Origin of the sequence: Pseudomonas sp. QL9, from assembly GCF_041409665.1 — a bacterium.
Lineage (GTDB): Bacteria > Pseudomonadota > Gammaproteobacteria > Pseudomonadales > Pseudomonadaceae > Pseudomonas > Pseudomonas knackmussii.
On record NZ_CP166971.1, the window covers coordinates 1008222 to 1031964 of the forward strand.

At 67.1% G+C, this 23743-nt stretch carries 17 protein-coding genes and 1 tRNA gene; 6 read left to right on the top strand and 12 right to left on the bottom strand.

Annotation, left to right across the window (positions count from 1 at the left end):
* Positions 1-13 precede the first annotated feature (13 nt).
* From ACA097_RS04745 to ACA097_RS04790, 10 genes are all read right to left on the bottom strand, one after another.
* Positions 14-1327: an MFS transporter gene (locus tag ACA097_RS04745; RefSeq protein ID WP_043257047.1), complete on the bottom strand. Its 1314-nt coding sequence runs from the start codon at positions 1325-1327 to the stop codon at positions 14-16.
* Positions 1328-1514: 187 nt separating this feature from the next.
* The gene (locus tag ACA097_RS04750; RefSeq protein WP_167333389.1) at positions 1515-2753 is read right to left on the bottom strand and encodes a glutamine synthetase family protein; all 1239 of its coding nucleotides are present in this window, start codon (positions 2751-2753) and stop codon (positions 1515-1517) included.
* Between the two features lie 319 nt (positions 2754-3072).
* On the bottom strand, positions 3073-4683 hold the full coding sequence (locus ACA097_RS04755) for an inorganic phosphate transporter (RefSeq protein ID WP_371368808.1): 1611 nt from the start codon (positions 4681-4683) through the stop codon (positions 3073-3075).
* Between the two features lie 275 nt (positions 4684-4958).
* The gene (gene ppk2 / locus ACA097_RS04760; RefSeq protein ID WP_371370481.1) at positions 4959-5855 is read right to left on the bottom strand and encodes a polyphosphate kinase 2; all 897 of its coding nucleotides are present in this window, start codon (positions 5853-5855) and stop codon (positions 4959-4961) included.
* Positions 5856-5960: 105 nt separating this feature from the next.
* A complete protein-coding gene (locus ACA097_RS04765; RefSeq protein ID WP_160286227.1) occupies positions 5961-6980 on the bottom strand; it encodes a transporter in 1020 nt (339 codons plus the stop codon).
* Positions 6981-7079: 99 nt separating this feature from the next.
* Complete coding sequence (locus ACA097_RS04770) at positions 7080-8210, bottom strand: TIGR03364 family FAD-dependent oxidoreductase (RefSeq protein WP_371368811.1); 1131 nt, start codon at positions 8208-8210, stop codon at positions 7080-7082.
* 137 nt (positions 8211-8347) lie between these two features.
* Complete coding sequence (locus ACA097_RS04775) at positions 8348-9370, bottom strand: putative 2-aminoethylphosphonate ABC transporter substrate-binding protein (protein ID WP_371368813.1); 1023 nt, start codon at positions 9368-9370, stop codon at positions 8348-8350.
* Between the two features lie 110 nt (positions 9371-9480).
* Positions 9481-11193, bottom strand: coding sequence for a putative 2-aminoethylphosphonate ABC transporter permease subunit (locus ACA097_RS04780; RefSeq protein ID WP_371368815.1), 1713 nt, complete (start codon positions 11191-11193; stop codon positions 9481-9483).
* A gap of 1 nt (position 11194) precedes the next feature.
* Positions 11195-12256, bottom strand: a complete 1062-nt coding sequence (locus ACA097_RS04785; RefSeq protein WP_371368817.1) for a putative 2-aminoethylphosphonate ABC transporter ATP-binding protein — start codon at positions 12254-12256, stop codon at positions 11195-11197.
* A gap of 407 nt (positions 12257-12663) precedes the next feature.
* Positions 12664-13533: a LysR substrate-binding domain-containing protein gene (locus ACA097_RS04790; RefSeq protein ID WP_371368819.1), complete on the bottom strand. Its 870-nt coding sequence runs from the start codon at positions 13531-13533 to the stop codon at positions 12664-12666.
* 257 nt (positions 13534-13790) lie between these two features.
* Between ACA097_RS04790 and wecB the strand changes: the two genes are divergently transcribed.
* The 5 genes from wecB to ACA097_RS04815 are packed head-to-tail and all read left to right on the top strand — an operon-like array spanning position 13791 to position 22229.
* On the top strand, positions 13791-14939 hold the full coding sequence (gene wecB, locus ACA097_RS04795; protein WP_371368821.1) for a non-hydrolyzing UDP-N-acetylglucosamine 2-epimerase: 1149 nt from the start codon (positions 13791-13793) through the stop codon (positions 14937-14939).
* Positions 14939-17113, top strand: a complete 2175-nt coding sequence (nrfB, locus tag ACA097_RS04800) for a cyclic di-3',5'-guanylate-activated glycosyltransferase NrfB (RefSeq protein ID WP_371368823.1) — start codon at positions 14939-14941, stop codon at positions 17111-17113. The genes wecB and nrfB overlap by 1 nt, the downstream gene beginning before the upstream one ends.
* Positions 17110-20259, top strand: a complete 3150-nt coding sequence (locus tag ACA097_RS04805; protein WP_371368825.1) for a phage receptor — start codon at positions 17110-17112, stop codon at positions 20257-20259. Before nrfB ends, ACA097_RS04805 begins: the two co-directional genes overlap by 4 nt.
* On the top strand, positions 20259-21125 hold the full coding sequence (locus ACA097_RS04810) for a DUF4434 family protein (protein WP_371368827.1): 867 nt from the start codon (positions 20259-20261) through the stop codon (positions 21123-21125). The genes ACA097_RS04805 and ACA097_RS04810 overlap by 1 nt, the downstream gene beginning before the upstream one ends.
* A 33-nt stretch (positions 21126-21158) precedes the next feature.
* Positions 21159-22229, top strand: a complete 1071-nt coding sequence (locus ACA097_RS04815; RefSeq protein WP_371368829.1) for a diguanylate cyclase domain-containing protein — start codon at positions 21159-21161, stop codon at positions 22227-22229.
* Positions 22230-22256: 27 nt separating this feature from the next.
* On the opposite strand, the gene ACA097_RS04820 is transcribed toward ACA097_RS04815, so the two are convergent.
* Positions 22257-22331: transfer RNA gene (locus ACA097_RS04820), tRNA-Arg, on the bottom strand.
* Positions 22332-22451: 120 nt separating this feature from the next.
* Here ACA097_RS04820 and ACA097_RS04825 point away from each other — a divergent pair.
* Positions 22452-22940, top strand: a complete 489-nt coding sequence (locus ACA097_RS04825; protein WP_043250581.1) for a GNAT family N-acetyltransferase — start codon at positions 22452-22454, stop codon at positions 22938-22940.
* On the opposite strand, the gene phnN is transcribed toward ACA097_RS04825, so the two are convergent.
* Positions 22915-23490: a phosphonate metabolism protein/1,5-bisphosphokinase (PRPP-forming) PhnN gene (phnN, locus tag ACA097_RS04830; protein ID WP_043250579.1), complete on the bottom strand. Its 576-nt coding sequence runs from the start codon at positions 23488-23490 to the stop codon at positions 22915-22917. The two genes, ACA097_RS04825 and phnN, sit on opposite strands and share 26 nt — an antisense overlap.
* Positions 23491-23743 lie beyond the last annotated feature (253 nt).

The window sequence follows — 23743 nt, forward strand, 5'->3', positions numbered from 1 at the left end:
CGCATCCCCTGCCCTAGCCCGGGCGACTTTCCTCTTCGGCTTCCGGCATCGGCGCCTTGGCTTCGGTCGGCTTCATCTGCTCGGCCACCGCCGCGTTGGAGACGCGCGGGTCGAGCGCCGCCGACAGCGGCGAGCTGGCCAGGCTGTCCGGCGTCGGCACGTGCTTGACCGGCGCCTCGTCGACCCGGTGCAGGCCGCTGACCTTCTCCGGATGTACGCGCAGGATCAGGATGCAGGCGCAGGCCGCAGCGAAGGCATAGAGCATGTTCGGCCCGAACTCGCGCATCAGCGCACCGGCCACCAGCGGGCCGATACAAGCGCCGACGCCGAAGGTGACCAGCAGCATGGCGGTCAGCGAAACCCGCCGCTCGCCCTCGACGTGGTCGTTGGAGAAAGCCACCGCCAGCGGATACAGGGTGAACTGCACCAGGCAGACGACGAAGCCCATCGGCAGCATCGCCTCCATCGGCCAGGACGGCAGAATCGCCAGCGGCAATGCGGAGATCAGCAGCAGGATCGCGGCATTGCGGATGAGCATGGCGCGGTCGTAACGATCCGAAAGCCAGCCCAGCGGCCACTGCACCAAGAGGCCGGCGAAAATGCACACGCCCATGAAGACGCCGATCTGCTCGACGCTCAGGCCCTGGTCGGTGGCGTACAGCGGCGCCAGGCCGTAGAAGGAACCGATCACCAACCCGGAAACCAGCACCGTGGTCAGCGACTGCGGCACCCGCTTGAGGAAGAAGCGCGGCTCAAGCGGCGCCGGGCGCATGGGCGCCGGGTGGACCTTGTGGGTGATCGACACCGGGATCAGCGACAGGGCGAAGGACAGCGCGATCATCATCGGCATGTCCGGGCCCAGCCCCGGGTGCAGCACCAGGATCAGCTGGCCGGCCACCAGGCCCAGGTAGGAAGCGACCATGTAGCCGGCGAATACCGCGCCGCGCTGACGGGCTTCGGCCTGCTCGTTGAGCCAGCTCTCGATGACCATGTACTGGCACATCATGCCCATGCCGATGAGCATGCGCAGGACCAGCCAGCCCTCCGGCCAGTGGGTCAGGCCGATGCCCAGCACGGCTGCAACCACCAGGCCGCCGCAACCGCCGTAGGCGCGGATGTGCCCGACCCGGGCGATCAGCCGGTGGCCGATCTTGCCGCCGAGCACGAGGCCGGCGTAGTAGGCCGCCATCATGGCGCCGATCCAGAGGCCGTCGACCTTCTCCGCCGCCAGGCGTAATCCGAGGTAGGTACTCAGCAGGCCGGAGCCGGTGAGCAAGGCGATAGTGGCGAAATAAAGCGCACGGAAGGCAGTGAAAATCCGCATCAGACCTCCGGGTCCATCAAGGGCGGGCAAGTGGCCGCCCTACTGCACAAAAGCGCCCGCGGCGAGGCGGGCGTTGGGCTACCAATCTAGAGCCTGGTGACCGGCGAGTCGAGTCCATTGACGGCGACGCAGCAGAAGCTGTCGTCGCCGGGTAAAACGGCGGCAAGCCCTTGCCGCCGCGATTGCTGGATCAGGCCTGGGCGGCCAGGACCCGACGCTCCCACGGCGTGATTTCGTCGAAGAAGCTCAGCAGCTCCATTTCCTTGGTCGCCGCATAGCCGTCGACGAACTCGGCACCGAACACTTTCCGGGCCAGTTCGCTGCGTTTGAGGCGCTGCAAGGCGTCGTACATGGTGCACGGCAGCAGCAGCTCGTCGGGCACCTGGAACTCGCCCTGGATGGGCGCGCTGGGCTCCAGCTCGTTCTCGATGCCGTGCAGGCCGGCAGCGAGGCTCGCGGCAATGGCCAGGTAAGGGTTGGCGTCGGCGCCCGGCAGGCGGTTCTCCACGCGCCGCGCCACCGGCGGGCTGGCCGGGATGCGCAGGCCGGCGGCACGGTTGTCGTGCGACCAGCAGGCGTTGTTCGGCGAGGCGTAGGGATGGCAGAGGCGCTGGAAGGAGTTCACGTTGGGCGCGAACAGCAGGGTGAAGTCGGCCAGGCAGGCCTGCTGGCCACCGATGAAGTGACGGAAGGCCGGCGTGGCTTCGCCATTGGCGTCGCTGAAGATATTGCGCCCTTCCCCATCCACCACGCTCTGGTGGATGTGCATGGAACTGCCCGGCGTGTGCGCCAGCGGCTTGGCCATGCACACCACGATCAGCCCGTGCTTGAGCGCCACTTCCTTGAGCAGGTGCTTGAACAGGAAGGTCTGGTCGGCCAGCAGCACCGGGTCGCCATGCAGGAAGTTGATCTCGAACTGGCTGGTGCCCATCTCGTGCATGAAGGTGTCGCGCTCGAGGCCCACCGCAGCCATGCAGCGATAGACATCCTCGAAGAACGGGCGCAGGCCGTTGTTGGACGACACGCTGAACGCCGAGTGGCCCATCTCGCGCCGACCATCGAGCCCCAGCGGCGGCTGGAACGGCTCGTGCGGATCGGGGTTGGGGGCGAAGACGAAGAACTCCAGCTCGGTGGCGACGACCGGCTTCCAGCCGTGGGCGGCGTAGCGCGCCACCATCTGCTTGAGCAGGCCGCGGCTGGACAGCCCGGACGGTTTGCCGTCGAGTTCCACCGCATCGCAGATCGCCAGGGCTCGCGGGCTGTCGCTCCAGGGCAGGCGGTGTACCTGGGTCGGCTCGGCGACCAGCGCCAGGTCGCCGTCGTCGCTGCCGTAGAAGCGCGCCGGCGGGTAGCCGCCCATGATGCACTGCAGCAAAACGCCACGGGCCAGTTGCAGGCGCCGCCCGGAGAGGAAGCCCTCGCCGGTCATCACTTTGCCGCGCGGCACCCCGTTGAGGTCGGGGGTGACGCATTCGATCTCTTCGACTCCAGCCAGGCGCTCGGCGAGCGGGCTGCGTCCTTCGCTAGTCATGACTTCTTATCCTTGTAGTACGCGTCGCACAGGACGTGCGACCTGTACAAAATACGCACCGCTCGTTCGATATATCAAGCACCCAAAAGGGGAGATTCTGCCTTGCGGGTGCGCGCGCACCTACAGACAAACACTCGCACTTCGTAGGAGCGAGCGGGCTCGCGAACCCAAACGAAAACGCCGCCCCAAAGGGCGGCGTTTCTATACCGGACGGCCGTCAGAACAGCCGGGTGAACAGCCAGTACAACGAGGCGGACAGCACCATCGCCGCCGGCAGGGTCAGCACCCAGGCCATCAGCAAGTTGCGCAGGGTGCGCATCTGCAGGCCGGAGCCATTCGCCGCCATGGTCCCGGCCACGCCCGAGGACAGCACGTGGGTAGTCGACACCGGCAGGCCGTACATGTCCGCCGCGCCAATGGTCAGCATCGCCACCACTTCCGCCGAGGCACCCTGGGCATAGGTCAGGTGGGTCTTGCCGATCTTCTCGCCGACCGTCACCACGATGCGCTTCCAGCCGACCATGGTGCCCATGCCCAGGGCGATGGCCACGGCGACCTTCACCCACAGCGGGATGAAGCGTGTGGCGTCGTCGATCTTGCCCTTGAAGGCCAGCAGGCGCTCTTGGGTGTCGGCGTCGAAGTTGCCGACCTTGTCCTTGTCGATCAGGCGGATCGCCTCGGAGGCGAGGTACATGTCATTGCGCACGTTGGCCATCGCCTCGGCCGGCACTCGCGCCAGGCTGCCGTAGTTCTTCACCTCGCTGCCGATGCTGCCGGTCAGGCTGGCCAGCGAGGGCAGCAGCGCGGAAGTCACCTGGTGGGTACGGATGTAGTCGGACAGCACCGGCCGCGGGTCGGCCGGCGCGGCTCCGGGCGCGCTGCGCTGCAGCGACTGCTGGGTGGCCTCGGCGAGGACCACGAACTGGGTGGTCTGGTCCGCCGGGATGGTGCGGTTCAGCGCATAGGCCATGGGCACTGTGCCGATCAGGATCAGCATGATCAGGCCCATGCCCTTCTGCCCGTCGTTGGAGCCGTGGGCGAAGGACACCCCGGTGCAGGTCAGCACCAGCAGGCTGCGGATCCACCATGGCGGCGGCGTCTTGGTCTTCGGCGCCTTGTACAGCGCACGGTTCTTCACCAGCAGGCGCAGCACCAGCAACAGCAGGGCCGAGAAGACGAAGCCGATCAGCGGCGAGAGCAGCAGCGAATAGCCGACCTTGGTCGCCTGCGCCCAATCCACACCGGCGGTGCCGTCACGACCGTGCATCAGGGCGTTGGCCACGCCGACACCGATGATCGAGCCGATCAGGGTGTGCGAGGACGACGCCGGCAGGCCGAGCCACCAGGTGCCCAGGTTCCAAAGGATCGCGGCGATCAGCAGGGCGAAGACCATGGCGAAGCCCGCCGAGGAACCGACCTGCAGGATCAGCTCCACCGGCAGCAAGGCGATGATGCCGAAGGCCACCGCGCCGCTGGAGAGCAGCACGCCGAGGAAGTTGAAGCAGCCGGACCAGACCACTGCGAAGTGCGGCGGCAGCGAATGCGTATAGATGACCGTGGCCACCGCGTTGGCGGTGTCGTGGAAACCGTTGACGAACTCGAAGCCCAGGGCGATCAGCAAGGCCACGCCGAGCAACAGGAAAGGCGTCCAGGTGGTGACCGCGCTGGCGACGTCGTCGACGTCCTGGATCAGGCTCCAGGCGGAGAACAGCAGGCCGGTGGCGAGCAGCGCGTAGAACACCAGGGCGGTGAGCCGGCCGGGTTTGCCGTCGAGGTGAGGCCGGCCGGCGGTGGCAACGGCGTCGCTGGCCAGGGAATCGGTAGTCATGCGGCAGTCCTGCTTGCGGGAGATGACCGCGCCAGCATGCGCGGCGAGTGTGACAATTCATGTCCCGGGAGTTGGCGTAGGGCGTACAACCGTTCGCGGTTGTACGCCGCTACACCGCGCTAATCGCCATTACCACGGCTGATCCGGACGCCTCTAAATGTAGGAGCGAGCTTGCTCGCGAACCTCTTACCGGCCACGCCGTCGCAGGCCTGTTCGCGAGCAAGCTCGCTCCTACGAAAAGCACCGTGCCAGTAATCGACGGGCGCGGACCGCAATCAATAAACCTCCGGCACCATCATTTGCTTCGGCGTCGGGATGCGCACGTAGTCCTTGTTGCGCTGCCGTGCCGGCAGCTGCACCGCCGGATGCTCGATGTCCTCGTAGGGAATCTGCCCGAGCAGGTGATGGATGCAGTTGAGCCGTGCGCGCTTCTTGTCGTCGGCCTGCACCACCCACCAGCGCGCCTCGGGGATGTGGGTGCGTTCGAGCATGATTTCCTTGGCCTTGGTGTAGGCCTCCCAGCGCCGCCGCGACTCCAGGTCCATGGGGCTGAGCTTCCACTGCTTGAGCGGGTCGTGGATGCGGCTGAGGAAGCGCAGGTGCTGCTCGTCGTCGCTGATCGAGAACCAGTACTTGATCAGCTGGATGCCCGAACGCGCGAGCATGCGCTCGAACTCCGGCACGCTGCGGAAGAACTCCTCGTACTGCTCGTCGCTGCAAAAGCCCATCACCCGCTCGACCCCGGCGCGGTTGTACCAGCTGCGGTCGAACAGCACGATCTCCCCCGCCGCCGGCAGGTGCGAGACGTAGCGCTGGAAGTACCACTGGGTCTGTTCGCGGTCGTTCGGCGCCGGCAGCGCGGCGACCCGGCACACGCGCGGGTTGAGGCGCTGGGTGATGCGCTTGATCACCCCCCCCTTGCCGGCGGCGTCGCGGCCTTCGAAAAGAATCACCACCTTGTGCCCGCTCTTCACCACCCAGCTCTGCAGCTTCACCAACTCGCCCTGCAGGCGGAACAGCTCGCGGAAGTAGCGGCGCCGGGCGTTCTTTTCCTCATCGTCGTCGGGAATGTGCTCATCGAACAGCGCGTCGAGGCTGCGCATGTCTTCCAGCAGCTCCAGCTCCAGCTCTTCGTCGCTCTGGTCGAGCAATTCGCTGTGGATGCGGTGCATCAGGCTTTCATCGATCAAGGTCATGGCGGCACCTCGCAAGTAGGAAATTTCTTACTTTCAGCCTAGTAGAACCCGATGTCAGGCCGGTGACGGACCGAGCGCCGGTCAGGCGTCGTCGCGCTTGCGGAAGGCCCAGCGCCAGGCCAGCAGGGTGAAGCTCGCCACCAGCATCACCAGCACCCAGAAACCGTGCGGATCGCTGGCCAGCGGGACGCCGCCGACGTTCATGCCGAAGAAGCCGGCGACTATGTTGATCGGCAGCGCCAGCACCGTGACCACGGTGAGGGTGAACAGGGTGCGGTTGCTCTGCTCGTTGATCTGCGCGGCGATCTCTTCCTGCAGCAGCTTGATGCGCTCGCCCAGCGCGGTGAGGTCGTTGATCACCAGGGAGAACTCCTCGGTGGCCTCGCGCAGGTCGAGTACGTCAGCCTCCTTCAGCCAGCGTGGCGGTCGGTTCAGCAGACGCAGCAGGGAGCTCGGCTCCAACGCCAGCAGGCGCTGCAGGCGCACCAGTACGCGACGCATGGCGCCGAGGTCGGCGCGGTTGTCGGAGAGGTTCTGCGACAGCAGGCGGTCCTCGATGTTGTCCACGCCGACGGTGGTCTCGCGGACGATCTGGGTAAGGATGTCGCCCTGGTCGCGCAGCAGATGCACAAGCAGCTCCACCGGCGAGCCGAAGCTTTCGCCATGGCGCACCGAGGAACGCAGGCGATCCACCGAGCGCAGCGGCTGCATGCGCGCGGTGATCAGCAGACGGCTACGCGCGCAGACCCAGAGTGTCGCCACGTCCGACGAGACGCTGCCAAAGTTGAACACCACGTCGTTGACTACCGCGAGCAGCGCCCCGTCGACGTGCTCGATGCGTGTCGAGCGCGAGCCTTCGCGCAGGGTTTCGAAAAAGGTATCCGGCAGGTCAAGGTGCGACTTCATCCAGCGCTCGCAGGCGACATGGGCGAGGTTCAGGTGCAACCAGACGAATTCCTCGCCCTCCCCCGGCGCCGCCAGCCAGCGCAGCGCGGCATTGGAGTCCAGCTCCTGGCCGCGCTCGCCGGGGCGGAAGCGGTAACCGTAGAGCAACCCGAACAGGTCGGAATCCCAGGGGTCCTGGGCAAAGCGTTGGTTCATTCGCGCTCGCTGAAAGTGGCATCGCCCTGGGCCGGGCCGGCGGCCTTCCTGCTTAACAGATCGGCATGACGGTCCGGTGACAGGGCGATGACAGCGGCCTCAGCCGAACAGCCCGGCGATGGTCCGTTCGCCCAGCGCCGGGCCCACGCTCATGCCGACGCCGGTGTGCATCAGCACCGCGCTGATCCCCGGCTCGATCGCCAGCTGCGAGAACGGCGCCGGACCGCGCGCGCCGTACACGCCCTGCCAGCGTTCGAGCACCTCGACGCGCATGCCCAGGGTGTCCTCGGCCAGTTCGAGCATCAGGCGGTCCACCGCTTCGGCGTTGAACGGCGAGGCATCGCTGCCATAATCGTGGGAATCGCCGATGATCAGCTCGCCGTGCGGCGTCGGACTGATCAGCAGGTGGATGCCGTAGGTGTCCAGTTCCGGCGCCTCGCGCAGGATCTGCTGGCGAATGGCCTCGGCCTCCGGCAGCTCGGCGAAGGCGCCGTAATGCACGCAGCTCAGGCCGGTGAGTACCGCGTGGCCCAGGCCGATGTCGCGCTCGGCGCGGGCGCGCAGCATCTGCAGGCGGCAGACCTGAGGCTTGAGCACGGCCATCTGCTCGGCCAGCAGCGTCTGGTAGTCGTGGCCCGAGCAAACCACGATGTGCCCGGCGCGGAATTCGCCGGCAGTGGTGCGCAACACGCCCGGTTCGATGTCGCGAACCAGCGTGGAGAAATGGAACTGCACGTCGTGCTCGCGACGCAGCCAGTCGATCAGCGCGGGCAGCGCCTCGCGGGAATACAGCTGCTGGTCGTCGAGGCTGTGCAGGGCCGCGCGGTGCTTGCTGAAGGCGCCGTCATAGAGCTCGTCCAGCGAGGCGCCGCGCAGCAGTTCGGCGCGATAGCCGTGGGTCTTCGCGCGACCGGCGATGAAGGCTTCCAGCAGCGCTTCCTCGGCCTCGGTGCGGGCGAACAGCAGCGAGCCGTTGCGGCGGATGGAGAAGCCGGCGCGCTCGGCCCACTCCGCCCAGAGCGGCCGACTGGCCCGCGCCAATTCCAGCATCGGGCCCGGCGGCTGGCCACCGACCAGCGCCTGGCCGAAGTTGCGCACCGAGGCGCCCAGCGGCGTGGCGCTGCGCTCGAAGACGGAAACACGCAAGCCGCGACGGGCCGCGGCGTAGGCATGGGAAAGACCGAGGATGCCGGCGCCGACGATGGCGACGTCGCTGTGCGGGTGATTCATGGCGGGAAATCCTTGCAGGCGAAAAAGGCCCGGACCGGCCCGCCCGCCGCTGGCGAGGGGTGGACGGCGCTAGCGCACCGTCCTGCCGACAAATCCCCCCGCCGTCGGCGAGGGGCCGGTCATGGGCGAACGCGGGGTTACTGCTGGGCGACCTTCTCCGACTTGCCGTCGTAGCGCTTGCGCCATTCGTTGAGGATGTTGTCGCGGTTCTTCGAGGCCCAGGCGAAGTCGTTCTTGATCAGGTGCTGCTCGTAGTCCGCCGGCAGCTCGGCCTGCGGCTTGGCGATGCCCGGCTGGGCCAGCACGGCGAAGTTTTCCTTGTACAGGTCCATGGCCGCGGGGCTGGCGGAGAAGTCGGCGAGTTTCTTCGCCGCGTCCAGGTGCGGGGTGCCCTTGATGATGCCGGTGGCCTCGATCTCCCAGCCCAGGCCTTCCTTCGGCAGGATGATGTCCAGCGGCGCGCCCTGGCGCTTGAGCTGGATGGCCGGGTACTCGAAGGAGATGCCGATCGGGAACTCGCCGGCGGCGGCCAGCTTGCACGGCTTGGAACCGGAGTGGACGTACTGGCCGATGTTCTCGTGCAGCTTGTCCATGTAGCCCCAGCCGTTCTTCTCGCCGAAGGTCTGCAGCCAGGCGGAGACGTCGAGGAAGCCGGTGCCCGAGGAAGCCGGGTTCGGCATGACGATCTTGCCCTTGTATTCCGGCTTGGTCAGGTCCTGCCAACTGGTCGGCTTGGGCAGGCCCTGTTTCTCGGCCTCGGCGGTGTTGAAGCAGATGGTCGCGGCCCACACGTCCATGCCCACCCACGCCGGCGGGTTGGCCGGGTCGCGGTAGTTCGGGCCGATGGCGACGAGGGTCTTGGGCGCGTATTTGTCGAGCATGCCCTGCTGGTCGAGGATCGCCAGGCTGGAAGCGGCCAGGCCCCAGACCGCGTCGGCCTGCGGGCGATCCTTCTCGGCCAGCAGCTTGGCGGTGACGATGCCGGTGGAGTCGCGCACCCACTTGATCTCGACGTCCGGGTTCTGCTTCTCGAAGGCCTGCTTGTAGGCGGTCAGTTGTTCCGGCTCGAGCGCGGTGTAGACGGTCAGTTCGGTGGCGGCGCTGGCGTGCAGGCTGATACCGGCGAGTACGGCAGTGGCGAGGGCGAGACGTTTGAACATGGTGCGCTCCTTTTATTTACTGGGTCCCCGCGTTCGCGGGGATGACGGGTGCGTTCGCGGGGACAACGGGTGCTTTCGCAGGGACGACGGTCAGTGCAACAACAGGGAAATCAGTGGCCGGGCTGGCGCCAGGCCTGCGAGCGGCGCAACAGGCCGCGCGAGGCCAGGGCCAGCAGCAGCGAGGCGGCGGCCGAAGTAAGCAGGATCAGGGTGGACATGGCGGCGGCGCCGCCGACGTTGCCGGAGTCGTCCATGTTCAGCACCGCCACCGCGGCGAGGATGCTGTCCGGGCTGTAGAGGAAGATCGCCGCCGAAACCGTGGTCATGGCCGCGACGAACAGGTAGCGGACGATGTCCAGCAGCGCCGGCAGGCAGATCGGCAGGGTCACCTTCAGGTAGTGGCGCCACAGCGGCATCTTCAGCGACAGCGCGGCGGCCTCGAACTCGCCGTCGAGCTGGCGCAGCGCGGTGGTCGCGGTCATCTGCGCGGTAGTCAGGTAGTGGGCGATGGTGCAGACCACCAGCAGGGTCATGCTGCCGTAGAAGATGTGCAGCGGGTTGCCCGGCAGGTTGAAGAAGAACACGTAGCCCAGCCCCAGCACGAGGCCCGGCACCGCCATGGGCACGAAGCAGAGCATGCGCAGCAGCTGGTTCAGCCAGGCCTGCTCACGGGTCTTCTCCAGCAGGTAGGCGCCGGTGAAGATCAGCGCGCCGCCGAACAGCGCGGTGCAGGTCGCCAGGGTCAGGCTGTTGCGGTAGGCCAGCCAGCCGCCGCCGGCGGTTTCCTCGAAGGCGTAGTGCTTGAGCGACAGCGACAGGTTGTACGGCCAGAACTTCACCAGCGAGGAGTACACGGCCATGCCCAGCACCGCCAGGATCACCGCGCTGACCGCCAGCACCACGCCGAGGTAGGCCAGGTCGCGACCGGTCGAGGGCTTGGGCTGGTAGACCTGGGCGCGGCCGCTCATCGAGTCGCCCTGGCGGCGACGCAGCCAGGCGTCCACGGCGAAGCTGAAGATCGCCGGCAGCAGCAGGAGCATGCCGATCTGCGCGCCGCGGCCGAACTGCTGTTGGCCAACCACCGCCTTATAGGCTTCCAGGGCCAGTACCTGGTAGTCGCCACCGACCACCACGGGCACGCCGAAGTCGGTGATGGTCAGGGTGAAGACCAGGCAGAAGGCAGCGAACACGCCCTGCCGCGAAGCCGGCCAGGTGATGCTGCGGAAGGCCTTCCAGGGGCTGGCGCCCATGCTCGAGGCGGCGTCGAACAGCCGCGCATCGGCCAGCGACAGCGCCGAGAGCAGGATCATCAGCGCATGCGGGAAGGTGTAGATGGCCTCGCCGAGGACGATGCCCCAGAAGCCATAGATGTTGTCCGGCACCCAAGAACGCAGCAGGCCCTGGTTGCCGAACAGGTAGATCAGCGCGATGCCCGGGAGCATCGACGGCGCCAGCAGCGGCAGCAGGGAAATCCCCCGCCACAGGCCCTTGGCCGGGATCAGCGTGCGCTGCAGCGCGTAGGCGAAGACATAGGCAGTCGGCACCACGATGGTGGCCACGCTCAGCGAGACCTTGAGACTGTTGCCCAGCAGCCAATGGAAGTTGGCGCTGCGCAGCAGTTCGGCCATGGCTGCAATGCCCGCGCCCTGTTGCGCTGTGCCGCTGAAGCCACGCCAGAAGATCGCCAGCAGCGGCAGCAGCACCGCCAGGGACAGCAGCGCGAGCAACAGCAGCTTGCCGCCGAGGATGAACAGGCGGTCGCCGATGTCGCTGGGCGCACGCTCGGCGGCCAGGGTCTGCTCGAGTTTCATCACCGCATCCATCTCAAGCGAACACCTGCAGGCTGTGCGGCGGCAGCGACACCCAGATGTCCGGGCTGGCCAGGTGCGGCATGCGCTCGGGCGCCAGCTCCGCGAGCAGGGCGTGGCCGGGCAGTTCGTGCAGCTCGAAGCTCATGCGGCAGCGGTTGCCGAGGAAGGTGATCTCGCGCACCTGGGCGCGGAACAGGTTCTCCTCGTGCACCGTGGGGTTCACGCCGATGGCTTCCGGACGGCAGAAGATCCGCCCGTGGGCGATAGCTGCGCGCTCGCCGTGCAGGCGCAGGCTCAGCCCGCCAACCCGCGCATGGCCGTCGGCGCCGCGCTCGAAGGGCAGCCAGTTGCCCTGGCCGACGAACTCGGCGACGAAGGGCGTGGCCGGTGCGCTGTAGATTTCCTGGGCAGTGCCGTACTGCTCGACCTTGCCGTGGTTCATCACGGCGATGCGGTCGGCCATCAGCATGGCCTCGTCCTGGTTGTGGGTAACCATCAGGGTGGTGATGCCCAGGCGCTTCTGCAGCTGGCGCAGCTCGCCGCACAGGTGCTCGCGGACGCGGGCGTCGAGCGCCGACATCGGTTCGTCGAGCAGCAGCAGCGAAGGCGACGGCGCCAGCGCACGGGCCATGGCCACGCGCTGTTGCTGGCCGCCGGAAAGCTGGCCGGGGTACTTCTTCTCGCTGCCGGCCAGGCCGACCAGCTCGAGCATCTCGCCAACGCGGCGACGCGCCTCTTCGCGGCTCGCGCCGGTCAGGCCGTAGGCGATGTTCTGCTCGACAGTGAGGTTCGGGAACAGCGCATAGGACTGGAACAGGATGCCGTAGTCGCGAGCCTGCGGCGGCAGGCGCGAGACGTCGCGCGAACCGATGTGGATGACGCCGCCATCCTGCCGCTCCAGCCCGGCGATGCAGCGCAGCAGCGTGGTCTTGCCGCAGCCCGAGGGGCCGAGCAGGCAGACCAGTTCGCCGCCCTTCACGTCCAGCGACACGCCATCGAGGGCGGCGAACTGGCCGAAGCGCTTGTGCATGTCCTGCACCCGCAGCGGGGTACCGGTGGAGAGGGAATGGGGCATGGCGGGACCTCATGGAACTGGCCGACGGCGACGGGCCGCGCGACTCGATGAGGGGTCATGCTAGGGACGGAATACGACCGCACTGTTGCGATGGCGAAAACTGAGCCAATAGATGTATTGGCAGATTTGGGATGCTGGCACGGGGGTTTTCGTGGCTGGCGAACGTCACGGCACAGCACGGTGCTCACCTGTAGGAGCGGCCCATGGCCGCGAATCGCGCGCATGGCGCGCTCCTACAGGTGGGACTCGGTGCGGGGAATTTCGCGGATGACTCCGCGCCTACAGGGAAACGCCGATCAGTCCCCTCTCCCGCTTGCGGGAGAGGGTTGGGGAGAGGGAATGGAAGCACAGCGGTATACCGGCGCATCCGGGACACGCCGTTCGCAGACGAGGTCCGGGCCTCGGCGTTACTCCAGCCCTTCCGCCCGCTCCCGCGCCAGGCTGAGGAAGGCGCTGGTCAGGCGCGCCTGGCGGCGCTCCTTGAGGCAGAACAGGTATTCGGTGATCAGCGGCGCGCCTTGCAGCTCCAGCACGCGCAGCTCCGGGTTATCCGGCACTTCCTGGCGGGCGATGATGCTCACGCCGAGGTTGCGGATCACCGCTTCGCGGATGGACTCGCGGCTGCCGATTTCCAGCATCGACGCCGGCGTCACGCCCGCCTCGCGCAGCAGTTTCTCGGTCAGCTCGCGGGTGGTGGAGCCGGGTTCGCGCATCAGCAGGCAATGGTTGCGCAGCTCGCCGAGTGCCACCGCGCGTTGCGTTGCCAGCGAGTGGCTGCGATGGACCGCGAGCACCAGCGGATCGCGACCGAGCACCAGGTGGACCAGCCGGGCGTCGTCCACCGGCTGCGACGAGGCGGCCAGGTCGACGCGGCATTCGTAGAGGGATTCCAGCACCTGCTGCGAGTTGCCGATCTCCACCGACACCTCGATCTGCGGGTACAGCAGGCGGAACTCCTTGATCAGACCCAGCACGTAGTAGGGCGAAGTGGCACCGATGCGCAGGCTGCCCTGCATCTGCCCACAGTTGCGCAGGTAGAACTCGATGTCCGCCTCCTGCTGCAGCAACCCCTGGACCATCGGCAAAAGGCGCACGCCCTCCTCGGTCAGCGTCAGGCGACGGCTGCCACGGTAGAACAGCTCCACCGCGTACTGGCTTTCCAGGTTGCGGATCTGCGTAGTCACCGTCGGCTGGCTGAGGCCGAGCTTCTTCGCCGCCTGGGTGATGCTGCCCAGGCGGGCGACCATGTAGAAGGCCTTGAGTTCGGCGCTCAGCATCCGTTCATGCACTCCGTGTTGTGGCGACTGTATCCAAGGCAACCCCGCCCAAACGCCGACACCCTGGCGTCAATCCTTTGAATTCAAGCACTTGGCTGATGCTCGCCGTGAAATAAAAGGTCAATGAATTTGACCTGCGTCATCGGTGCCCGGCTTTGCGCTGGACAGGCCTGGCGGCGGGGACTTTCATTTCCTCGGAACTTTCCTACTCGACTGCGACTAGACCGGAAGGACCCGGCCTGACGGATGGAATCGACATGACCTACAAAGTGATGATGGTCTTCGGCACCCGCCCGGAAGCCATCAAGATGGCCCCGCTCGCCCGCGTATTGCGGACGATGCCGGAACTGCAACTGCACATCTGCTCCACCGGCCAGCACCGCGAGATGCTACAGCAAGTGCTGGACTCCTTCGAGTTGAAGGCCGACGAGGATCTGGACGTGATGACCCAGAACCAGAGCCTCAACGGCATGTCCCAGCAGATGCTCGGCAAGCTCGACGCCGCCTTCTCGCGCTTGCACCCGGACATGGTCCTGGTCCACGGCGATACCACCACCAGCTTCATCGCCGCCCTCGCCGCCTTCTACCGCAAGATCCCGGTCGGCCACGTCGAGGCCGGCCTGCGCACCGGCAACCTGCAGCAACCCTGGCCGGAGGAAGCCAACCGGCGCCTCACCGGGGTGATCGCCGACCTGCACTTCCCGCCGACCAAGAAGGCCCGCGACAACCTGCTGCGCGAAGGCACCTCCATCGACCAGATCGAGGTCACCGGCAATACCGTGATCGACGCCCTGCTGTGGATGCGCGACCACCTGCACGAAAGCGGGTGGCAGCCGGCCGCCGACTCGCCGCTGGCCGCCCTCGACGCCGACAAGCGCCTGGTGCTGATCACCGGCCACCGGCGGGAGAACTTCGGCCTGGGCTTCCAGCACATCTGCGAGGCGCTGGCCGAGCTCGCGCGGCGCTATCCCGACGTGCAGTTCGTCTATCCGGTGCACCTCAATCCACAGGTGCAGCAGGCGGTCTACGGATTGCTGGCCGACAAACCGAACATCCACCTGATCGCTCCGCAGGACTACCAGCACTTCGTCTGGCTGATGGACCGCGCCTACCTGATCCTCACCGACTCCGGCGGCATCCAGGAGGAAGCGCCGGCCCTGGGCAAGCCGCTGCTGGTGCTGCGCAAGGTCACCGAGCGACCCTCGGTGCTCGAAGGCGGCACCGTGATGCTGGTGGGCACCAACACCAAGCGCATCGTCGGCGAGACCTCGACCCTGCTCGACGACGCCGAAGCCTATGCCCATATGAACCGGGTCTACAGCCCCTATGGAGACGGGCACGCCAGCGAGCGCATCGGCGCCCGGCTGATCGCCTGGCTGCAGGAACACAAGGCGAGTGAGGTCTGATGAGTCTGTTGCTGGTCGACGTACTGGCCTATGTGCTGTACGCCCTGAAGTGGTTGGCCATCGTCCTCGCCATCCTGATGTTCCTGCTCGGCCTGGATGACCTGTTCATCGATCTCGTCTACTGGGGACGCCGCCTGATCCGCCGGCTACGCATCTACAGCCGCTTCGAGCCGGCCGACGAGCAGCGCCTCTACGCCACCCCGGAGAAGCCGCTGGCGATCATGGTGCCGGCCTGGAACGAGGTCGGTGTGGTTGGCGAGATGGCGCGCCTCGCGGCCTCGACCCTGGACTACGAGAACTACCAGATCTTCGTCGGCACCTACCCCAACGACCCGGACACCCAGGCCGACGTCGACGCCGTCTGCCTGCACTTCCCCAACGTCCACAAGGTGGTCTGCGCGCGCCCAGGGCCGACCAGCAAGGCCGACTGCCTGAACAACATCATCGACGCCATCCTGCGCTTCGAGGCTGACGCCCGCGTGCAGTTCGCCGGCTTCATCCTGCACGACGCCGAGGACGTCATCTCGCCGCTGGAACTGCGCCTGTTCAACTACCTGCTGCCGGCCAAGGACATGATCCAGATCCCGGTGTATCCCTTCGCCCCCGAATGGAAGGGCTTCACCGCCGGGCACTACGTCGACGAGTTCGCCGAGAACCACGGCAAGGACGTCATCGTCCGCGAGGCGCTCACCGGCCAGGTGCCCAGCGCCGGGGTCGGCACCTGCTTCAGCCGCAAGGCCATCGCCTCGCTGCTGGAGGATGGCGACGGCATCGCCTTCGACGTGCAGAGCCTCACCGAGGACTACGACATCGGCTTCCGCCTCAAGCGCAAGGGCATGAAGTGCATCTTCGCGCGCTACTCGGTGAGCGATCCGCGGCTGGCCCTGGAGCGCCACTTCAGCTTCGGCATGAACCGCCGCTTCGCCCAGGTGATCTGCGTGCGCGAGCACTTCCCGCGCAACCTCGAGCACGCCATCCGGCAGAAGTCGCGGTGGATCACCGGCATCGTCTTCCAGGGCACGCGCAACCTCGGCTGGAGCGACAAGGGGATGCTCAACTACTTCCTCTGGCGCGACCGCCGGGGCCTGATCGCCTACCTGCTCAGCTTCCTGGTCAACCTGCTGTTCCTGGTGCTGATCAGCATGTGGCTGATCACCCTGCTGGCGCCCAACGCCTGGCACTTCCCCTCGCTGCTGGCCGACAGCCAGTTGCTCAGCACGCTGCTCTGGCTCAACGGCCTGATGCTGCTCAACCGACTGTTCCAGCGCGGCTGGTTCGTCACCCGCTACTACGGCATCGGCGAAGGCCTGCTGTCGGCGCCGCGGATGATGTGGAGCAACTTCGTCAACTTCTTCGCCAACCTGCGCGCCCTGCGCCAGGTGCTGGAAATGGGCGACTCGCGGCGCGTGGCCTGGGACAAGACCACCCACGAGTTCCCCGCCCTGGCCAGCCCCAAGCGCATGGCACTCGGGCAGAAGCTGATAGCCCAGGGGCTGATCGACGAGGCGCAACTCGAAGCCGCGGCGACCAACCCGATACGCCGGCGCCTCGGCCATGAACTGCTGCTGCGCGGCCTGATCGACAGCCGCCAGCTGGTCGAGGCCCTGGCCGAACAGCTGGACGAACCCTGGGCGCCGCTGAATCCCTTCAAGCTCGACGCTGCGCTCATTCATGCCTTTCCGCGCCGACTGGCGATGCGCTACGCAGTGCTGCCAGTGGCGGAGGAAGACCAGATGCTGGTGCTGGCCAGCGAACGCCAGGTCAGCCAGGTATCCCTCGGCGCCATCAGCCGGCAACTCGGCCGCCCGGTGACTTGGCGCCTCGCCCCCCAGGGTCGGGTCACCCTGGGCCTGCGCTACTGGTACGGCGGCGACCGGCTGAACGAGCAAACGCGCACCGTGCTCGAGGTCGCGCACAAGCACCAGGACGACGAGGCCCTGCTCGAGCGGATCTGCGTCCGCCAGGTGCTCTTTGGCGATCTCCTCCAGGTGCGCGGGATCCTGCCTTCGGCACTGTTCAACCAGGCGCTGATCGACTTCGACCCCGAGCGCCAGTCCCTCGGCCAGCACCTGATGGAGCGCGGCATGATCGACCGGTCGGTACTGGACGACGCCTTGCGGCGGCAGGCCGAGGAACAGCACGAGTCCTACCTGCTCGCCAAGGAGGCCCTGTGAAGCTGCATCACAGCGCCCTCCTCGGCGCCCTGCTGCTGGCCGTGGGAACTTCGCTCTGCGCGGCCCAGCCGCTGACCGACTTCCAGAAATTCCGCAGTTATCCGTACATGGATCGCGCCTACCGCGAGGCCGGCAAGGACAACTGGAGCGAGGTCGAGCACTTGATGCGCCACCTCCTCAAGTCCGTGCCGAACAACCAGGAAGCGCGCGTGCTGCTGGTCGAGGCGCTGGCCAAGCAGCGCCGCTATGCCGATGCCGAGCGCGAAGCCCAGACCGAAACCGACGGCCGTGCGCTGATGGAACTGCGCCTGGCCTGGATCGAGCAGGACCCGCCGCCCGCCGCGACCGTCAATGCCTGGCTGACCCAGGCCGAAGGCAACGACCGCGTGCGCCTGTGGCAGGCCTACAGCCTCAGCCTCGGCAAACGCCAGGGCGCCCGCGCGGCGCTGGACTGGCTCGCCACCGTGCCGCCCGGCAAGGACGGCCGGGTGCTGCGCGAAGCCCGCGCCAACTGGGCCGAGCAACTGCGCGACTGGAATACCACCATCGACCAGTTGGCACCGCTGGCCGAGCGCGGCCAACTCTCGACCGAAGACTGGCAGCGCCTGGCCAACGCCTACGCCCAGCGCCTCGACGAAGCGCCGCTGGAGAAGCTACTGCTGAGCGCGCCCAACCCGGCCGCCGAGCGCCGCGCACGCCAGGCCATGGCTGAACGCGCCATCGCCGTCGGCGACCAGCCACTGGCCAAGCGTTGGCTACAGTCGCTGCCCGCCGCCGACCAGGCCGACCCACGCCAGCGCGAGCAGCTCTGGGAGCTGGCCCGGCAAAGCGGCGACGTCGCCCTCACCCAACGCCTGAGCAATGAACTGCAACGCCCCTGCCTGGAAACCGTGGACTGGCTCTCCAGCCGCGACCAGCAACTGGCGCTGCAGCAGCTGCGCCAATGCCCTCCGCAAGAGAATCCACAGGCCTGGCTGGCCCTGGCCCAGCGCCTCGGCGCGAGCGACCTGCTGAGCCAGACGACCCTGCCCGAACCCTGGGACAGCAAGCGCCGCCAGGGCCTGGTGGACACCCTGCGCGCCGAAGGCCGCAGCCGCGAAGCCCTGGCCCTGCTCGCCAACCAGCCACAGACCCCGACGGTGCTGCGCCAGCGCGCCGAGCTGCTGCAGGCCAGCGGGCGCCGTGCCGAGGCCGCCGACCTGTGGGAACGCTACTATCGCCAGAGCGGCAACCTGACGGCGCTCGACCAGGCCAGCTACCTGACCCTGAGCAATGGCCAGGCGGACCGCGCCCAGGCGCTGCTCGAACCGGCCTTCGACCGCTACGGCGCGCGCCTGCCGCGTCCCCTGCTGCAACGCCTGGCCGACCTCTACAGCCGGCCTGGCGCGCCGCTCGATCTGGCGCGCATGCAGAAGCTGCTCGCCGTCCTGCCCGCCGACCAACGCGGCCAATTGGTCGCCCGCCTGGCCGAGAGCGGCAATTGCGCAATAGTGCAGCGCCAGATCGGCGCCAATCCGACCTCCGCCGGCGACTTGCGCGCCCTCGGCCGCTGCGCCATGCCCGGCCAGCCGGGCAGCGCGGTGGTCTACTACCAGGCCGCCCTGGCCAAGGGCGACACTAGCGCGCGCCTGCCGCTCGCCTATGCGCTGGACGCCGCTGGGGACCCGGCCGGCGCCCTGCGCATCTGGCGCAGCGTCCCGGAAACCGAGTTGGATGACAGCGCACGCCTGACCGCCGCCCGCGATGCCCTGGCCGTGCAGGACAACGCCGCTGCCGAGCGCTATTGGCAACAAGCCAAGCGCCGCGGCGCGGATGACTGGGCTCTGGGCGCGACCATCGCGACCGGCCGCAAGGATTATCGCGAAGCCCTCGCCCGCCAGCGCCAAGCCCTGCAGAACCAACCAGAAGCCGCGCATTTCTACGCCGCCGCCGGCACTGCTCAACTCGCTGGCGACAGCGCGCAGAGCACCGCCTGGCTGGCGGAGGCGGTACGTCGGGAACCGGACAACCCGCGCTATCGCGCCGACTACGGCATGCGCCTGGCCGGCGCGGCCACACCCGAGGAACGCCGCCAGGCCATCCCCTACCTGCAACGCGCCACCCGCGACTATCCCGAGGACTATCGCCTGGGCGAGACCCTCGCCTGGCGCTACGACGAAGCCGAAGACAGCGCCGCCGCACGCAGCGAACTGCGCCGCGTCATCGACCTGGAACAGGCCCCGGTGGCCGGCGACGACGACTACGGCAGCCTGGAAGAGCGGCGCTTCCGCCAGCGCCGCGCCCACCAGACGCTGTCCCAGCGCGACAACCTGACCCTGGCCAGCACCTGGTCGCCGGCCGGCACTTCGACCAACGACTTCATCCGCGACGACGGCAGCACCGGGCAGCAACGCCGCGCCCGCGCGCAGAACGTGCAGATGGCCGTCTGGGACCACGCCCTGGGCGAGGAACCGACACGCAACGGCAGCAGCCTGTCGATCTACGGCCGCGCCCTGGTCGGCGGCGACGAGCGCGACCGCTACGGCCGCTTCGTTGCCACCGGCGTCGGCCTGCGCTACAAGCCGTTCGGCGACTACAACCTCAACCTCTACAGCGAGCTGTACAAGCAGAACTCGGTGGACGAGAGCGTGTTCGACGGCCTGCACCTGCACGACCTGCTCTCTCCCGACAAGGTCAACAAAGGCATCCGCGACCACGAGCGCGACGGCCAGACCAGCACCGACTTCCTCCTGCGCGCCACCGCGTCCTTCCTCGACCAGGGCAAGTACCGCAACGACTGGCGCGTCGACGAGGACCAGTGGGACGAGCGCTTCCTCTACCTCGATGCCGCCTGGTGGACCCACGCCGGTGACCACCAGTGGGTCTCGCGCTTCCAGCAGGGGCACGCCTGGAAACTGCCCACGCAAACGCCGCAGACACTCATGCCCTACGGCTTCGGCGAGTTCTCCGCGCAAGACCCGAGCAACGACTGGCGCCAGGACCTGCGCAGCGGCGTCGGCCTGCGCTGGCAGTACTGGTACGGCGAGGATCGCTACAACGCCTACCGCGCGCACGTGACGGTGCGCAGCGAGTACCAGCTCGGCCTGGGCGGCAACCTGTACGAACAGGCCAACGGCTGGCTGGTCGGTGTGGAGGTGAATTTCTGATGCGCCGCTTCCTGTTCGTCCTGGCCCTGCTCTGCACATTCGCCAGTGCAGTGCGAGCCGAGGAAAGCCTGTTCTACCAGCCGCTGAACGCCGATGCCTCGCTCTCCCAGGAGCAATGGCGACAACTCTGGCAAGCCACCGCCAAGCAGGGCGTACACACGCTGATCGTGCAATGGAGCGCCTATGGCACCGAAGACTTCGGCGGCCCGCACGGCTGGCTGGCGCAGTCGCTGAAACAGGCCCACGCAGCCGGGCTGCAGCTGGTGCTCGGCCTGTACATGGACCCGGCCTACTACCAACGCCTGAGCGAGCTGGACGGCCCCGGGCTGGAGAGCTACTGGCAATACCAGCTGGGCCGCTCGCTGACCCAACAGCGCATCCTCCGCCGCGACTGGCAATTACCGCTGTCGGCCTGGTACATGCCCATGGAGCTGGACGACCTGCACTTCCTCGACGCCGCCCGCCGGCAGAACTTGCAACGCCAGCTCAAGGACTTCGCCAGCCAGCTGGATGCGCCGCTGCAGCTCAGCGCCTTCAGCACCGGCAAGCTCGCGCCGACGGTCTATGCCGCCTGGCTGCAGGACATCGCCGGCCTCGGCATCCAGGTCTGGTGGCAGGACGGTGCTGGCACCGGCAGCCTGCCGGCGTCCGTGCGCCAGGCGTACGCCGGCGTCCTGCCCTGCAGCATCGGTGTGGTCGACGAAGCCTTCCGCCAGACCAGCGCGCCTGGCCAGCCCTTCCGCGCAGAGCCGGCAGCACCAGAAACCATCGGCAGTACCTGTCACCCTCGGGCTTCGTTCGAGCTACGCTATCGGCCATGGGCCGCAGTCCTGCTCGAAGCACACAGGAGCAGCGCCCACCCCTGACCCCGAATCCCGCAAGGCACGACGCCCACCGACATGTTCAAGACCGTCGAACAAGAAGCCCTGCAGCGCCCCATCACGGCGGCGCTGCGCCAGGAATTCCAGCAGTACGAGTACGAGCGGCAGCACAGCTTCTGCCTGCTGGTATACGCCATCAGCATCGGCATCTGGTTCCTCTTCGACCTGATCGTGAGCTTCCAGGGCGGCCAGGGCTTCACCCTGTATTCAGTGCTCGCCCTGGTCCTGCTCTACGCGCAGCTGGCCATCCTGCAAGGCATCCGCAAGGCCTGGCAGTTCGACCTGTTCAACCTGGTCTTCGCGCTCAGCTACGGTATCGGCCTACGGCTGATCATTGATGGATTGCCGGTGATCCTGCAGCCGGTCTGGGCGACCCTGAGCGCCTCGGCAATGCTCTATTGCGCCTCGATCCTGCCGCTGCGGACCTGGGCCTTCGCCGGCGTGATGGCGCTGGACTGGCTGCTGCTTTCGCCGATCTTCGGTTCGACGGAAGTCGGCCCCTTCCGCATGACCCTGCTGATCAGCTACTGGCTGTTCTTCACCGGCATCATTTCCTACAACTTCCACCACACCCGGGAGGCCAGGCTACGCAACTTCGCCATGGCCAAGCTGCTGCTGGACCAGGCGTACATCGACGTGCTGACGGAGATACCCAACCGCCGCGCCTTCATGCTCAACGTCGAGCAGCGGATCCACGCCGCCAACGGGCAGCGGCAGTACCTGGCGATGGTCGATGTCGACGACTTCAAGAAGGTCAACGACCGCTACGGCCATGACATCGGCGACGAAGTGCTCAAGCATGTCGGCCGGCAGTTGAAGCACGTGATGAATGGCCACGAGTTCGCCCGCCTGGGCGGCGAAGAATTCGGCATCTTCCTGTGCGGGCTGACGCGCCTGGAAGCCGAGCGGGCGGTGGACGAACTCTGTCGCCAGGTCCGCGAGGCGCCCAGCGAGCCGCCCGTGACGATCAGCATCGGCCTCGCCCTGCTGGGCCCCGGCGACAGCCTTAGCCAGGCGCTGATCAAGGCCGACAAGGCCCTGTACGAGTCCAAGCACAACGGCAAGAACCGCTTCACATACGCGGCGTGAGGGAGAGACGCAGAAGAACGGGCGGGATGGCGTCCCCAACTGGATTCGAACCAGTATCTAGCCCTTAGGAGGGGCTTATTCTATCCATTGAACTATGGGGACACGCCGAGGAGCAGTACGCCTGGTGGCGACCGGGTCGGCATGTTAACCAGCGTCGACGGATTTGTCATGCCGCCGGCAGGCCGCATAGGGCGAAATCGTCCTCTCCCGTGGAATTCGCAGATGACCCAGGACAGCCACAGCTCACACCCGTTGATTCCCGACTCGCCGCTTGCCACCTTTGACGTGCGCTCCGCCGAGGGTAGCGACGCCGTGGCCCTGGCAGCGCTGCTGCAGCAACTCGGCAATGACGAGCCCCCGCTGGATACGCTGCGACTGGCTCGCTGCCTGGAACAGCCGGGAACGCAAACCCTGACCCTGGTCGCCGAGCGCGACGGCACCCTGCTGGGCACATGCAGCCTGCACCTGATCGAACATATCGCGCACAACTTCGCCCGTTCCGCAGTGCTGGAAGACATGGTGGTGGACAGCCGCGCACGCGGCCAGGGAGTCGGCCAGGCGTTGATTCGCCGAGCGGTGGAACAGGCGCGAGAGTGGGGTTGCTACAAGCTGGCGCTGTCCAGTCATCTGCAACGCGAAGCCGCCCATCGCTTTTATGCGGCCATGGGCTTTAGCGCCCACGGTGTCAGCCTCTCGTTGTCTCTGGACTGATAGCCGCAGTGCTTGCCACAAGGACCAGCAGGCGCTGCACGCAGTCTTCCAGTGCGGCCGAGTTGTCCAGCACCACCAGCGGTCCCTGCAACCCTTCGGCGAACGAGGCATTGCGGGCCAGGCGCGCTTCGATCTCGTCCAGCGACTCGCGTCCACGCGCCAGAAGACGTTTCCGGAGCACCTCCGGTTCGACCTTGAGCAATACGGCAAGCAAGTCCGGATAACGTCGGCGTGCCTCAGCCAGGTATCCGCGCGAGCCATTCACCAGCACCGCCTTGCCTTGCGCGAGCCACGCGTCTATTTGTCGCGGAATGCCGTAGCACAGCCCGTTGGCGCGCCAGCTCATGGCGAAGGCGTCAGTCGCTTCGCGCTCGGCAAAGGCCTCAGGCGTGACCGCCTCGGCATCTTCGCCAACCGCCTCGGCCGAGCGTGTGATCACCCGCCGCACGATGTGCGCGCCGTGATCGGCCAGGGGCCGCGCAGCCGCTTGCAACAGGCTGTCCTTGCCCGCCCCCGAAGGTCCCATCAGATAGATCAGTCTGCCCGTCATTTCATCTCTGCCCGCATCCGCCGAGTGCCTGGCGAACGGCGTGCATCATACCCTCGGGAGATGTAGCAATGAGAAAAGCCGCCGATTTTGCCGGGCTGCACCGGCGCCCGCACTGTGCCATCATTTCATCCAACGCGGGAAATGCCGTTTTTAGCCCGTAGAATGCTGGCGCAATGGCAGCTGAGCCCTTGGACATGGACTAATCTCAATAACGTGTCTCAAGGTGTCATTAACCAATCGAAAGAAAGTTCTG